Origin of the sequence: Lentilactobacillus parakefiri (assembly GCF_002157585.1) — a bacterium.
Classification (GTDB): Bacteria; Bacillota; Bacilli; order Lactobacillales; family Lactobacillaceae; genus Lentilactobacillus; species Lentilactobacillus parakefiri.
The window spans coordinates 15317-29190 of record NZ_BDGB01000032.1 but is presented as its reverse complement, the minus strand read 5'-3'; the positions used below and the strand labels follow the sequence as shown (position 1 = coordinate 29190).

Here is a 13874-nt window from a genome sequence, read left to right as displayed (position 1 = left end):
GTGAGTGGTGAAATGTTAGGGTCGCTGTACAACCAGAATGGTTATTCAACTGCCAGGATGCGCAATATCTGGTCGGATAAAAACCGGATCAAAGTCATCTGCCAAGTGGAAGTTGCCGTGGCTTATGCGATGGCAAAAAATGGAAAGATCCCTGAAAAAGCTTATCAAGAAATTCAGGCCAAACTGGTTCCGGAAAACATCGATCCAACCCAGCTGAAAATTGAATCAGCCAGAGCGGGTCACTTTCTGGCAGGATTCGTCACGGTGGCCCAGCCATTATTCGATGATGACAGTGGCCAATACGTCCACTATGGTGCTGCCAGTGAGGACGTTGAAGATACCGCGTTTGTCCTTCAACTCAAAGAATCTGATCGGGTGTTGAAAGCTTATTTGAATCAGTTGGGCAAAATTCTTTACCAGCTCTGTGAAAAATACCAACGGACGCCGACCGCTGCCATTGCACATAAAACATATGCCGCCCCGACAACCCTTGGCTTTAAGCTGGGAATCATTTTGAATGAGCTGGACTATTTGATGCGTCGCCTTGATTCACTTGGGTCATTTACATTCGCCGGCAGCTTGGCGGGGGCAGATGGGACTTCTTCAATGCTTGGAGCTGACTATCAACAGGTGGAAGCAGATTTCTGTGCCCATTTAGGACTATCAAAACCCGAAATGTATTGGCACACTCAGCGGGAACGATTTACAGAATACTGTCATGTTGAAACGATGATTGCCCAGGCTCTCGGACGACTTGGCAAGAATTTACTCTATATGAGTCAAACCATTGTCGGTGAATTTCAGGAGGCATACGCCCCCGGCCGGCAGGGATCCACTGTTGTCCCCACCGTTTGTAATCCTTATATGGTCGAAGCAATCGTCAATTTGGCGACCGTCATCAAAAACGAAATGGGCTTGATGTATGACACCATGACTGTTGACGGGGAAAAGGACACCACTGTTTGGCGGGATCTATACGTTGCCCTGCCAGAAATGACGATGTACTTATCCGGGCAACTGAATTATGCCATTAATATTCTCAAGTTCGGACAATTCAATCCACAACGAATGCGGCAGAATTTATCCGCTGACGATGGCACAATATATTCTGGATCACTGATGATGGCCCTTGCCAAGTTCATGGGAAGAGAAAATGCGCATGGACTGTTGGTTAAGCTAAGGGACAAAGCCGATCATCAACAAGTAACCTTAAGGGATTTGTTTTACGCCGATGCCACGATTGCAAAATACTTAAGCAAAGCTGAGCTTGATCGAGTCATGACCCCGAATGACCACCTTGACAACGCCATTTCAAAAACGGAACAAATTCTCAAATTATACAAGGCTAGACACTTCAACGTTAACAATGGAAAGGAAGATTAATATGGCACAAAAAATTGACGATTCAAAATATCTCTGGCAAGCACCAGTGAGTGATACCCACACTCGAATTGGACTAAACGATCTGGCACGCAGCGAAATCGGTGAAATATCGTTTGCGGCTTTTTCCAAAAATCTGAGTGAAGTAGTCGAGGGCGACGTCATTCTGTCGTTTGAGGGCGCTAAAGCGGTTACTGAAGTCCATTCACCCAAGGCTGGTAAGGTCGCTAAAATTAACACGGATTTGCTTGACCATCCGGAATATCTAGATGATGCCGACCACGACAAAGACTGGATTGTCGAATTATATTAAGTCGGGATCAGATTATTTGGTTCCAAAAAGAGGCTGGGACTGAGTTCTTTCTGTATTTGTAATGCGACTTTGATGACCACTTTAATATTGCAAAAAGCTGCGACAAACGGCAGATCCCGGCCGTTTAACGAGAAAATACAACCATTCCAAACCCAGGAATGATTGCATTTTCTCGTTAAACTCTGGGATCTAAACGCCTACTGTCCCAGTCTCCCCCTACATAATTATTTAATTGTATTCATGCTTCAAAATCCCACTGCCAATCAGCAGTAACTCCATCGTCGTCGGTCCGACAAACGTGAACCCCCGTTGCTTCATGTCCTTGGCTAACACGGCTCCCAATCCATGGGAGTCTTGTTGGAGTGATCCATGAACAACGTCATCCTTTGGTTTAAACGACCACAAATAATCCGCCAAGTCCTTAAATTCAGGCGACAGGTTTACAGTTGCTTGGGCATTTTGAACGACCGCCCGAATCTTACGTGGATTGCGAATCATCTCTGGATCTTCTTCTAGTGCTTCGAGATCTAATTCATCGAATTGAGCAATTTGGTTAACATCAAAGTGCTTAAACACCTTGTCAAATACCGGAATTTTACTGGCAGCCACCCGCCAGTTCAAACCAGGCTGAAAAACGTTCACTGTCAGCATTTCAAACAAGATTCGCGGATCATGGATTTCTGTTCCAAACAAAGAATGATACAAATCAACACCATTTAACGGTTTTGCCATCACTATCACCCTCCTCAGGATTATGGCTTCAGCGTACCACGATTTGATTGCTAAATGGGGTCCAACGACTGTCAGTTTATCGTGTTAATAGCTCTTTTAGTTTTTGCGAATCGGCATCGACGACGGCCTTCATGTTCTTAAACCGTTTCGAGTAGGAAGGATGATACAGGGGGAAGATGCGATATGACTTTTTGGTCAGTACAAATGAATCCGTCGCTTGATCATATTGCTGGATTGGTTGTTCCAACAATTGACCGTGTAAATCGCCAATTTTTGCATGATTGCCCAATAAACGCTGGAGGCTGGCATTCCCCATTGGGACCAACAACACATCCGGAAAATGGGCTAACTCCCAGTCAAACATTGGGGCTGATCGCTTCACCTCAGCCTGATTTGGCCGCCGGTCACGCTTACGCCCAGTCTTACCAATTGAAAACGGCCGGGAATTAACCACTCCAGTGATATAAATGTCTTCACGAGTGAGCCCCAACGATGCCAGCCAACGGTCCAGCTCTTTGCCAGAAGGCCCCATAAACGGCCGGCCAATCTTGACCTCTTTGTCACCGGGAGCCTCGCCAAGAAGCAAAATTCGGGGATCCTCCCCGCCCTCACTGGGAACGAAGCCTTCCAGACGCGGATTTTCAGCCGATATTAACTTAGCTTCATGGATCCACTCCGGTGTGAGAATCGTATGTAGTGTCATATGAAATTCCTCTTTTCCTTAATGGTTAAAGACTTGGCGACCAAACTTCAAGCTAGTAAAAAAGCCCCTCAATCAAAAGGGACTTAGCTAATTTTTAGTGAATCACGACTTTCGTTCCAAATGGGACTGTTTGATACATCCATTTGGCGTCCGAAATCGATAGCCGGACACAGCCATGTGAAGCCGGTGTGCCTAGCTTGTCAGCCTCTGAAACGACATACTTGCCTTGAGCATTTGTCGGTACACTGTGGAAGAGATAGACCCCATGATCCAACCAGGAAACCCAATAATGGGCGCCTTCGTGGGACCGCTTATTATAGAACGAATAGCCCCGTTCCTTTTGAATGTGAAATGTGCCCCGTGGTGTGGGGCTGCTTGGCGTTCCAGTTGAGCAATTCATGATATATTGAACCTTGCCATTACCGTGAATGAAGACTTTCTGCTGCTTCACACTCACGTAAATCCAAGGATGGCTCATCTCGGACCATTTTGGATAGGCTTTATCCTCTGACGGTGCCCGCCAGTAGTCAGTCTGCGACGACTGACTGTTAGTCGACACTGTGGCCTTACGGACTGCAAATGAGTGCTGAGCTGCCGCTAAAGCCATGATAATAAAGACTGAAGCAATGATAAACGCAAAAACATTTTTAAATTTCACCATGTTATTCCCCTCACCCCGACTACTTCTATCATACAACAAAATCAGTGTGTTGTTCGCCAAGCCATTTGTAAATACCGATAACTAGCCCGCATTTCTCGGCTGTCCATCTGATCTTTTAGGTTAATTTCAAAAATATTTGTCGCATTGGGATTGACCACGGATTGTAATTCCCGCCAGTCGATGGCACCCTTACCAAGTTCCAAGCTATCATGAAACTGGCCCATTGAGTCGACAAAATGATAATGCACAATTTGGTTGCGGAGATGTGCCATGCTGGCCCGCAACTGGCGATTATCCCCATGTAAGACAATAAAGCCATGACTGGTGTCATAACAGAGTCGATAATCGTGCTCAATCACCAAATCCTCAATTGCCGGATCGCCAAAATCAAACAAGGGTGAGATTGAGTTTTCAAACATGACGTGATCGCCGCCGAGCGCTTTGAACTGATCGAGACGGTCAAACACCACTTGGCGGGCGCTTTGAAGTGAAGCATTCTTTTTCAGAATCTCGCTGACTGGCGAATTGTAAGCACCATGGATCAAAACCTGTGTGTTGGTTTGAATGGCCAGCTTGATCAGGTCTTCGGAACTGGTCATCAAAAAGTGGTAGCCGTCAGGATTGCTGTTTCGATCAACTGCGACCTCATTATGTTGGCCTTCGAACTTCATTGGATGATGCATGACGATTTTGTCGACTCCTGCAGCTTTGACATAATCGATCATGTCATGCAGATGCTGCAAACCGCGAGTCGTCACATCATCTGCCGTTGTGAAAAATTCAAAGACCTGCGGATGATACCGAAGTCGCTCGTCAATTTGAGCCAAGTTGGTACTTGCCTTTAGTCCGAGATAGGGAAACATGAAAACACCTCGTTTCAAAATCATTTTTAAAACTATTATATCGCCAAGGCCAAACTTTGTGAGATTCCGTAAAATTCTTAAACAATTTATCACCTTATTGGCGGCCACTGTGCTACATTTAATTTAGAATACATATTTAAAAATCGATTCCGGGGGCAATGAAAATGAAAAAGTTAAAGACGCGGCTGGACGCGTTTAGCGACGCGGTAATCGCCATCATTTTGACTATTATGGTACTGGATTTAACACCGGTTCTACGGGATAATCTGCATGATTATTTATTTTTAAGCAAACAAGTTGGTATCTACATTATTAGTTTCGCCTTTGTCGCCAACATGTGGTACCAGCACGCCACCCTATTTAATGATATTGACGACATGAGCTATCGAATCATGCTGTATGATTTTTTATTCTTAATCCCGCTATCACTAACACCACTGGCAACCAACATGATGGCCAGCAATACTACTCGGATCCCGGTGATGGCTTATGGACTGCTCTTGTTCCTAGTTTCAGCATCATTTCGCCTATTGGCACGGTCGGTCATGCACTTTGAATATACCGATAAATCCAAAATGCGTCAGCTGTATCGGAAAATTTACGGACGCCACAATCAATACTATTTAATCTTCAACGCAATTTTGATTGTCCTGGCCTATTTCTTCCCACAAATTGTGCTGTGGTTCTATTTACCATACCCATTGATCTATTTAGTTTTAAGCAGCCGCGATCGCCAACAGATGTACGATGCTTCCCAGTTAACAACTGCCCAGCGACAGGAATACCTGCAGCTGCCCAAAAATGCCATTAATCAGTTCAGAGAAATGGTCCAAGACCAAGCTGCAACTGGAACTGATGGGAATACAGCTAACGCCCATCATCTCCAACGAGGCTTTACCGGCTGGCTCGATCAACCGGTAGAAGCCGATAGCGCAGGACACCTGGTAAATCCCCACAATCCCAGCAATAACCCCAATAGCGTGGAAGTTAGAAAAGAACGTCAAGCACAATGGGAAGAATTTGCCAAACAAATCCGCGACGGTTCCAAGAAGTACCGGGATGCCGCTGCACAGATTCGTAAGCAACAGCGAAATGCTGACCGGGATGCTGTAAAACAAGCATCCCGTCAAGCCGAACAGCAACAGGAGCAGCGAAAGCACGATGCTGAAGTAGCAGCGAAAGAAGCTGAGGTTCAACGTGAATCTCGTGAAAAGGCATCAAAACAAGCTGCAAAGGAAGCTGAACGCCAACAAGAAACTAACAAAGAATCAGCGCGTCAAGCGGCCAAGGATATTGAGCGCCAAGCCAAAGCCAAGCGCCGAGCAGCTCACGAGGAAGATAAAATCCGTGAGCACCAACAAAAGACCCAGCAACGAACTGAGCGGCGGGATGCCAAGCACCAGGCTAAACAACAGAAGCTCCAGGCGAAAGCCCAAGAATCCAATCAGAACCACCAATCCGAAACAGGTAATAGCGACTCTACCCAAGACGGTCATGAAAAGGATGATCATTCAGGGAATGTCGATCGATAAGTGATTAGCTTCTGGTCGATCGTTTAACAGTGAAATCCAAAAAACCTAACAGTTATCTTTGCATTCAAATCAACAATAATAAGTCCCTCCTCAAAAAAAGTCCCAGAGATACTTTCATCTCTGGAACTTTTTTAATATTCTTTAGTAATTGCCTTGAATAATCAGTTTCTTATTTGCAGTGACATAGTAGCCATTTGTCAATTGATATCGGGTTGTTAAATTGTGCTTAACAATTCGTTTGACGCGTATATGTGTACCACGTTTATAGGTCTTAGCTTTTCCAGTTAGGTTGGCATTCTTGTAAGCGTGAATTCCATTCGTAGAAATCACGGTCATTCGGTGGTTACTTGGCAGCGTCTTATAGTAGCCATTTACGACGTATTTTTTGTTGGCCGTCAGGTAACCACCCTTACCTGCAGTCTTCTTGCCATGATTGACATCACGAACTTTATACCTTAAAGCACCGGCACTGGAACGTTCATAACCGATCACAACGAACATCGGCCGATTAATCCGCTTAACTTTGGAATAGGCGGCAATCCGTTCAGATGACTTGAAGTTGGCATTCCGATAGAGATAAATCTTCTTAGTTGCGTAGACTACCGAACCTTTAACCACTGCATAGTTTGGTAGACCAGTTCCATTTGGATCGATTGGTCTCATTGGGTTCCAGCTGGCACCACTATTTCCACCTTTACTGATTGGTGTTCCTGGGTTGACGGTAAATGTCCCGCCATCAGGGTTGGATGGTGTAACCGAGGCCGATGTGAACTTCACCGTGATATTCTTATCAGTTGGCGCTGTGGCCTGACCGGTTACCTTCTCAATTATCACGCTATTGTGGTCAGCCGTATATCCGTTGACCGATGGTGTATTAATGGTAACGGGCAAATGACTGGTTGACCAGTTAGTCGTTTGATTGGTAACTTTATCCTTGGTGCCAGTCCAGTGCATATCGACTGATTTGGCACTAGGCGTTAAATTGCCAGCCCCTTCATAATTAATGATGACTTTAGTAAGTGTTTCAGCAGATTCAGTTTGGTGTTTCAAATGAACTGTTAAATCAGGATTGGTATTTTGAATCTTGTAATTAATCGAATCTGCTTGTCTGCTTGCCAACTGATACTTATCTGGGGCTGTAACAGCATAACTGCCAGTGTCATTGACATTTCCTTTGATTGTATCTGTTTTAACAATTACGCCATTATTGTCATCATCTACATAGTTGACGTTGATTGTACTGGAGGTTACTGGTGAATCTTGTGGTGTAAATTGAATATAAATTAAACTGTAATTTCCATCCTCATATGTCACCTTAAAAGGAATCACTGTGGCAGATGTTAACTTTTCGAATCCGGTTACGGTGTAGTTGCTTGTCCCATCTTCGTCACTTTTGGAAACTGATAATCCATACTTACTATCAACGCTTATAGGAAGTGGATTCAACCCACTGCTTACACTTGCGACGGTAATGACATAACGAAAGTCTTCTTGATCTTTTGACATCTGAACTTCAACAGGATGATCGATTGTACCATGTTTAATTGGGCCCTGTGTCCCAATATCGGTAGAGGGCCCAAATGTTACTGGGTCCCAATAAACACCGAATTCATAGGTGTTATAGGGGCCTGCTTGGTAGACCATGTCCATACTATCAATAAACGGGATCTCTTCAGATTGGGCTAAAACGGCCTGACTTTGTTTAGCTCCTTGATATTCTCCGGCTAAACCAGTCATCATTGTGACGAACATAATTACCAGCCAAAGCGTAATGGTTCCTAAATGGCTGTGCTCTTTTATATATGTTTTCATATTAGAGGCCCCCCTAAAGTTTCTATATCTCTTTAGAAATTGATTACTTAACAGTATTATTCTACCAGATAATTAAAGCGCTTTCATTTTCAACGCTTGAAGCCTCTCAATTTAATTGGCGGATTCTTTCATGGTGACGAAATGGTGCAATTAACAATATGACGAGAAAGACTTAATTTTTTTATCCGCCCTCACCCCAACAGCAGTAAAATAAACCCATAAGCAAACCAGTTAACTAACACAAGGGGAAATGAACGCAATGTTTCATTATTCAAAGTCACGTCTAATCGGGATCTCGGACGGCGTTTTTGCCGTTGTTTTGACAATTATGGTATTGGACATCAAATCACCCATCAGCATGGCGCGGGGGCCAATGATTGAATTAATCAAGCACTTATTGATCTACTTTATTAGTTTTGGCATCGTCTCTGAATACTGGGTTTATCATCAGGAATTACTAAGCGGCATCAAACGGACAACCCCGCTTTTAACGATTACCAATATTTACTATCTGGTCTTCATCAGCCTGACCCCCTTTGCGACTGGCTGGTTAAACGATGCCTTTATGCAGCGGCTGCCGTCAATGGCCTACTCAATTATCATTATTCTGGTGAACTTTACCCAAGCAATCATGTTCCATGAAGTCGTCGAAATTGGTGAAGAAGATGGCATGCACATGTCCGCCCACGACCGAGAGGAATATCGTTCTGCTCAAGTTATGCTGGGGGTCAGTATCATCTATTTAATTTTTGCTTACTTCACCCCAAAGTATTTTTTAATTGTCATTTGGATTGGCTTGGCGCTGAGAACTGCCGTCACTCAAGTGGCACGTGCGATCAACCGGATACAAAGCCGTAAGACCCAAAAATAATTTGAATTTTGATGAACCCCGCCGAAATAATTTGCTATAATGAATTTGCAAACGCTTAAGAAATTCTTAATAATTTCATTTCTGGACGGGGGGGAATCTCAATGAAGTTAAGAAATAAATTGATCAACATTCTGAGTCTGGCAATTGGCTTGTTGGGAGCGGGATTGCTGTCACCCAACGCATCAGCTGCCAAGACGATGACCGTCAATTATGTCTCGACTACCGGACAACAACTGCGGTCGCCAATCACCTATACGCGAAGTGTGAACGGCATCAATGCTTTTGGAAATAGTTACACCTATACGACAAATAGTTATCCAAGCACTCAATCGGGTTACGTCAAGACCATCAAGGGTTATGTGCCCCACAAAATTCAACAGAATTACACCTACGCTAGTATGCCAACAACATTAACCGTGAAGTACATAAAAGAATCAACGTTGGCGCGCAAAGTGGACACACAATATCTTAAACAGATTAATGCCTATCGACTAACCAAAGGACTAAAGGCATTCAAGCACAACCAGTCACTTAAAGCAAAAACCGTTGTCCGATCCAAAGAACTCTGGACCAAGCTCAGCCATATTCGGCCAAATGGCCAATCGTACAACGCTTTTAACAGCGGCTACGCTGAAGTCATGGCTGTTCTGCCAACCTATTTCACCTCGTATGGAATCTCAACTTATAATTCTGGCCAGGGCGCAACGATTGTTTATAACCCAAATGGTTACGTTTCTTATAAAAAAACTGCTCAAACCGCCAGTCATGAATTATTAACTTGTGATGCTGAACACCGCGACACGGAATTAAACAACTGGGCAACTTATAGCGAAGTCGCTTTCAGCTTCCACGCCGATGGTTCAGCCAAGATGGCTCAATTGTTTGAAATGGCTGGCGCTAAAGAATAAACAAGTTATCGCAGAATTTTAAAAGAGCCCGTTAGAAACTGATTAAGGTCGTTTCTAACGGGCTCTTTCACTTTTCTACTGCATCCAATATCCGTTTCTCATCATATAATCTCAAAACAAAATACATCCCCGCATAAATTATCAACGGAATCCAAACGTAATTCCAATTGATCATCGTCAAAGTTGCGGCGTTCTGGGAATGGTTGGCCACGTATCCGGATAAATGAAACAAACCAGCCGTAATCAATCCGCCGATCCCCAGGCCAAAGTTAACGCCAAAGTCATCAGTTGAGGCCAAGATGCCTTCTGCTTGGATACCCATGCTGGCACCGTAACGAATTGTGTCGGCAATCATAATCGAAACCAAACCAATAATAATCCCATTACCGATTGAATTGATGAAGACACCGGCAAATAAAAGGTAGAGCCACTTTCCGTACACCCCGGCTGCAATAACTGCCTGACCGAAAAGTGCAATGAGGATTCCATGAAGCATGGTCCGCTTCTTGCTTTGATGGTCAGTCAATCGAATAATCATCAAAACCCCAGTTAAGGCAGCCAATGTAAAGCCGTTCGCCAAAGGAACCAGTCCCTCATTACCTAAGGTGTATTTGAAATAATAAATGGTGGTCTGATTTTTAATCGCCGTCACCAGCCAATACATAAAAATGACAATTGACATGACAATCCATGGCTGATTATGCCTCAGCATGGACAGAACCACTTTGAATGGCTGGTGGGCAATATGCGGATTCGAAAACCGTTCGCGGACATGGATAAACGTGTTTAGAATCAAAAATAACGAGATGACGCCGAAAACAATGATCGTCCCCAGAAAGCCTTTCTGCTGGTCACCATGACCAAACAGCCAAACCAACGGCAGCGTGAACACGGCCACAACGATCTGAACAGAACTACCAAAGAAAACTACCAAAGAACTGCCGAATAACACCCAGCAGCGTCAATTCCTGGGTATTTTGAGACATTGTCGGCAAAATTGAGGTAATCGGTAAATTAACCGCCGTGTACAAGAACCCCAAACCAAGGTAGGTGACATACGCCCAAACGAGCTTCCCGCCGGCAGAAAAGTTGGGCGTCACAAAGGTTAATATCGCAAAGACGACATAGGGAACCGAATACCAGAGGAAAAACGGCCGGCTTTTTCCAAATCGTGAGTGCGTATGGTCGATCATCACCCCAATAACAAAGCTCTCTACCACATCAGCCACCCTGGCAACCACAAACAGAATGGCCACGACACTTGGTGTCAGCCCATACACATCCGTATAAAAGAACAGCAGGTAAGTCGTCATCATCTGGAAAATTAAATTATCGGCGGCATCACTTAGTCCATAACTAATTCGCTCCGGCCAGCGAGTCGACCATTTAGTCGTTGATTCCAATTTTTTCACCACCAATTGGGTTAAATGAAAACATCCAAATTAATTGTACGCAACTTCCCTGCTCGTCACAATTAATTGCTTGTAAAAAATCAAAAAAAGAAAGCCCTGCTCGCATACAGGACTTTCTAAGGGAATTTTATATTTCATATTGAGGGGTAATTCTTGTTCATTTCATATTGAGGGGTATTTCATGAAGTTAAGAATCTTGTCAATCTTGTTGGGTATTTCTTAGTAATTATTTGAGGGGTGAATATTATATTTTGTGGTACATTTGTGAGTCCGCTTATTCTCCATGGCATCAGTCCTTTCAATGGATTAGTGAGTTTCAGCGCACGGTCTTAAATTAACTCGGTACAAGGTTTTAGTAGCAGCTCCAGACCACAAATCTTTGATGCTGGTTGGAACCGTAACTTGCGTATTTAAACTTGGGTTTTGAATGAGTTTGTTTCGACATGTACAGTAAATCCTTCCTTTCGCATAGACAGTTATCTAAGAGCTGAATTAAAAATCATATTAGGGGCTTGGTTTGATGTGCTTGCTTGGTGTTTGCCTCCTCTCTTATTTGATTGTCTATAGATTACCTCAGCCAACTTAAACGAAGCTTAAATGGCGAAAATTAATTTGATTTTTTTATTCGACTGATAAACCGCCAGTGTAATGAGTTGATTGGCTTGTGTAGACGCGCAGGGTAAAGGTGCCCTTAGGAGCGCTGAATGACCCGGTTGCGGTACCTGAAGATGCGTTGATTGTCTTATAGAGGCTACCATCCTTATAAATCTTGATTTGGAACGGCTTGGAGCTGGCTGAACCATCAGATTCATAGGTGTTGATTGAATATTTGACAGTCACATTCTTGCTGGCATGTGTATTTTGAACGGTTGGCTTATAACCGGCATTCTCACTCTTGTAGGCTGAGCCGGTCAATCTTGGGGCCCGCCGATCAAAAGTGGTGCTTGTTGTGGCCGCTTTATCGGCTGCTTTGCTAGGGGTAGAATTGTTAGACTGCTGATTGTTGTTTGTAGTGGTCTTTGCTGGGGTTGTGGCTTTGTTGCCAGCTGTGGTTTGCGTCTTCGCCGGGGTAGTCGTTGCAGCTTTGCTCTGATCTGCTCCTTTAGCTGCGGCACTGTCTTTAGCAGCTTTGTCGGTGTTAGACTTTGATTGGCTGGTTTGCTGATTCTTACTGGAATTAGCTGTTTGATTGCCAGTATTTGTCTTGTTGGCTTGTTGAGATTGTGGTGTTGGGCTGACAGCTGCGTTTGCAGTTGTCCCTGCTGTTGCGCTGGTTGCGAAGATTCCCATTGCGGCACCGGTTGCGTATAAGATTGTTTTTAAGTTCATATTGATGATCTCCTTTTTAGTTTTATTTTTGATTGACTCGATTTTGTTAAGTTGAAATGTTTGCTAAAATGGTGCTTGATGATTCACCTGCGTTTGAACGGTTGATGTGACATTGGCATCGCTCCCTTCGTTATTGAATGTCACTAGATTATCGTCGTCATCTTAAACGCAACTTAAAATCGGAAACCAAGACACAAAACCGCACTTTCCTTAACAAAATCGCAAACCTTTTTATCAAAACGCAAAATTTGCACGTAAAAGAGGCCGGGGCATAACCATTTGTCAGTTATGTCTCGACCTCTTTTACGTTTTACTGGTTGAAACGTGTTCCTCAAGCCAGCTTGTTCGCGCTCTGGTGCGTTTGTTATGCTCTTTTGAGCTGCCTTCTGCCTTGAAAGCACGCTTGTTAGATTCTTTTGAGTTCCCTTCGGCTTTGAAACGCTCCGACGGCCGTATGAAAACGGCCTAGCCTACTTGGTGGACCCTAACTGGGTCTCGTCGCGGGCGCGTTTGTTATGCCATTTTGAGTTCCCTTCTGTCTTGAAAATACGCTCCGACGACCCAGGGCCCGGCCACATAAACAAAAGCTTCCAACGATGAACAAAAAAACGTTCATCATTGGAAACTTTCGCTTATGTTCTGGGCCCGTCGCGCTCTGCTTCACTAATACCAACTCGGCCTATCCCCGTCCGTATTGGGCTGGTTAACCCCAACCGAATGATCAATTTCTTGGCTTGGATCGTTAATCAATTTAACTACAAAATCGGCAATACTCTTTCGAGAAACCTCGGTGCCCTTAAACGGTTCACCCTTTTGTGTGGTTTCGTAGCTGACAATATCTTTATTCGACAGCCAAGCTGGGCGGATGATGGTGTAATCCAAATCAGAACCTTCAATGACTTTTGCGGCCTCCGCGTAGGTCTGCAGATATCCGCCGTCTAATTGCTGATGGTTCCATTGACCAAACTTTCCTGGAACTTCATCATAGATTCCCAAAGTTGAGATCCAAATGAGGCGTTGGATGTTCGTCCGATCGATGGCACCCACAACTGCCTTGGCTTGATCTTCAATGTTTTTACCACTCAAGTTAGCATAGACAATGTCGATTCCATCAAGTGCCTTTATGAGTGCTTGTTGGTTGGTCGCATCGCCTTCAATCACCGTTTCACGGCTCGGGTCAGTCACTTTCAATCGGCTGGCATTTCTCAAGAATAACGTTAAATGATGCTTGGTTTCACTCAAAAGCTGCTGTTCAGCCAACTGAGCGATCTTGCCGTTAGCCCCTAAAATTAATACATTTGCCATTACACAGATACCCCTTTTCATTAGTAGCTATCTCCACTGTAACAAAAATAACA

The 13874-nt window shown here is 44.2% G+C and carries 12 protein-coding genes and 1 pseudogene; 5 read left to right on the top strand and 8 right to left on the bottom strand.

Going from position 1 to position 13874, the window contains the following annotated elements; all coding sequences use genetic code 11:
- Entirely contained in the window at positions 1-1383 is a 1383-nt protein-coding gene (locus LPKJCM_RS02875) for a lyase family protein (RefSeq protein ID WP_057961394.1), read from the top strand.
- 1 nt (position 1384) lies between these two features.
- A complete protein-coding gene (locus tag LPKJCM_RS02870; RefSeq protein WP_057961395.1) occupies positions 1385-1693 on the top strand; it encodes a glycine cleavage system H family protein in 309 nt (102 codons plus the stop codon).
- 228 nt (positions 1694-1921) lie between these two features.
- Here LPKJCM_RS02870 and LPKJCM_RS02865 read toward each other — a convergent pair whose 3' ends face one another.
- The 4 genes from LPKJCM_RS02865 to LPKJCM_RS02850 form a co-directional block, all read right to left on the bottom strand.
- Positions 1922-2425, bottom strand: a complete 504-nt coding sequence (locus LPKJCM_RS02865; RefSeq protein WP_094193567.1) for a DNA-3-methyladenine glycosylase I — start codon at positions 2423-2425, stop codon at positions 1922-1924.
- A gap of 76 nt (positions 2426-2501) precedes the next feature.
- A complete protein-coding gene (locus LPKJCM_RS02860; RefSeq protein WP_057961397.1) occupies positions 2502-3128 on the bottom strand; it encodes a uracil-DNA glycosylase in 627 nt (208 codons plus the stop codon).
- 94 nt (positions 3129-3222) lie between these two features.
- Complete coding sequence (locus LPKJCM_RS02855; RefSeq protein ID WP_057961398.1) at positions 3223-3789, bottom strand: L,D-transpeptidase; 567 nt, start codon at positions 3787-3789, stop codon at positions 3223-3225.
- A 41-nt stretch (positions 3790-3830) separates the two neighbouring features.
- Positions 3831-4652 (bottom strand): sugar phosphate isomerase/epimerase, encoded by an 822-nt coding sequence (locus LPKJCM_RS02850; RefSeq protein WP_057961399.1) that lies wholly within the window; start codon positions 4650-4652, stop codon positions 3831-3833.
- A 164-nt stretch (positions 4653-4816) separates the two neighbouring features.
- On the opposite strand from LPKJCM_RS02850, the gene LPKJCM_RS02845 reads away from it, so the two are divergent.
- Positions 4817-6184, top strand: a complete 1368-nt coding sequence (locus LPKJCM_RS02845) for a TMEM175 family protein (protein WP_057961400.1) — start codon at positions 4817-4819, stop codon at positions 6182-6184.
- A 141-nt stretch (positions 6185-6325) separates the two neighbouring features.
- Here LPKJCM_RS02845 and LPKJCM_RS13140 read toward each other — a convergent pair whose 3' ends face one another.
- Positions 6326-7996 (bottom strand): DUF5776 domain-containing protein, encoded by a 1671-nt coding sequence (locus tag LPKJCM_RS13140; RefSeq protein ID WP_165758562.1) that lies wholly within the window; start codon positions 7994-7996, stop codon positions 6326-6328.
- A 259-nt stretch (positions 7997-8255) separates the two neighbouring features.
- Here LPKJCM_RS13140 and LPKJCM_RS02835 point away from each other — a divergent pair, with 259 nt between their 5' ends.
- Both LPKJCM_RS02835 and LPKJCM_RS02830 read left to right on the top strand, forming a co-directional pair.
- Complete coding sequence (locus LPKJCM_RS02835) at positions 8256-8867, top strand: TMEM175 family protein (RefSeq protein WP_057961401.1); 612 nt, start codon at positions 8256-8258, stop codon at positions 8865-8867.
- Between the two features lie 101 nt (positions 8868-8968).
- Entirely contained in the window at positions 8969-9775 is an 807-nt protein-coding gene (locus tag LPKJCM_RS02830) for a CAP domain-containing protein (RefSeq protein ID WP_057961402.1), read from the top strand.
- A gap of 67 nt (positions 9776-9842) precedes the next feature.
- Here the strand turns inward: LPKJCM_RS02830 and LPKJCM_RS02825 are convergent.
- From LPKJCM_RS02825 to LPKJCM_RS02815, 3 genes and pseudogenes are all read right to left on the bottom strand, one after another.
- Positions 9843-11178: pseudogene (locus tag LPKJCM_RS02825) on the bottom strand (MFS transporter).
- A gap of 630 nt (positions 11179-11808) precedes the next feature.
- Positions 11809-12516 (bottom strand): hypothetical protein, encoded by a 708-nt coding sequence (locus LPKJCM_RS02820; RefSeq protein WP_057961403.1) that lies wholly within the window; start codon positions 12514-12516, stop codon positions 11809-11811.
- A 663-nt stretch (positions 12517-13179) separates the two neighbouring features.
- Positions 13180-13821: an SDR family oxidoreductase gene (locus LPKJCM_RS02815; RefSeq protein ID WP_057961404.1), complete on the bottom strand. Its 642-nt coding sequence runs from the start codon at positions 13819-13821 to the stop codon at positions 13180-13182.
- Positions 13822-13874 lie beyond the last annotated feature (53 nt).

What these genes read in the sequence shown, in the direction of transcription:
- LPKJCM_RS02870 (WP_057961395.1), top strand. Translation starts at nt 1,385, where the DNA reads ATGGCACAAAAAATTGACGATTCAAAATATCTCTGGCAAGCACCAGTG.
- LPKJCM_RS02865 (WP_094193567.1), bottom strand. Translation starts at nt 2,425, where the DNA reads ATGGCAAAACCGTTAAATGGTGTTGATTTGTATCATTCTTTGTTTGGA.
- LPKJCM_RS02860 (WP_057961397.1), bottom strand. Translation starts at nt 3,128, where the DNA reads ATGACACTACATACGATTCTCACACCGGAGTGGATCCATGAAGCTAAG.
- LPKJCM_RS02855 (WP_057961398.1), bottom strand. Translation starts at nt 3,789, where the DNA reads ATGGTGAAATTTAAAAATGTTTTTGCGTTTATCATTGCTTCAGTCTTT.
- LPKJCM_RS02850 (WP_057961399.1), bottom strand. Translation starts at nt 4,652, where the DNA reads ATGTTTCCCTATCTCGGACTAAAGGCAAGTACCAACTTGGCTCAAATT.
- LPKJCM_RS02845 (WP_057961400.1), top strand. Translation starts at nt 4,817, where the DNA reads ATGAAAAAGTTAAAGACGCGGCTGGACGCGTTTAGCGACGCGGTAATC.
- LPKJCM_RS13140 (WP_165758562.1), bottom strand. Translation starts at nt 7,996, where the DNA reads ATGAAAACATATATAAAAGAGCACAGCCATTTAGGAACCATTACGCTT.
- LPKJCM_RS02835 (WP_057961401.1), top strand. Translation starts at nt 8,256, where the DNA reads ATGTTTCATTATTCAAAGTCACGTCTAATCGGGATCTCGGACGGCGTT.
- LPKJCM_RS02830 (WP_057961402.1), top strand. Translation starts at nt 8,969, where the DNA reads ATGAAGTTAAGAAATAAATTGATCAACATTCTGAGTCTGGCAATTGGC.
- LPKJCM_RS02820 (WP_057961403.1), bottom strand. Translation starts at nt 12,516, where the DNA reads ATGAACTTAAAAACAATCTTATACGCAACCGGTGCCGCAATGGGAATC.
- LPKJCM_RS02815 (WP_057961404.1), bottom strand. Translation starts at nt 13,821, where the DNA reads ATGGCAAATGTATTAATTTTAGGGGCTAACGGCAAGATCGCTCAGTTG.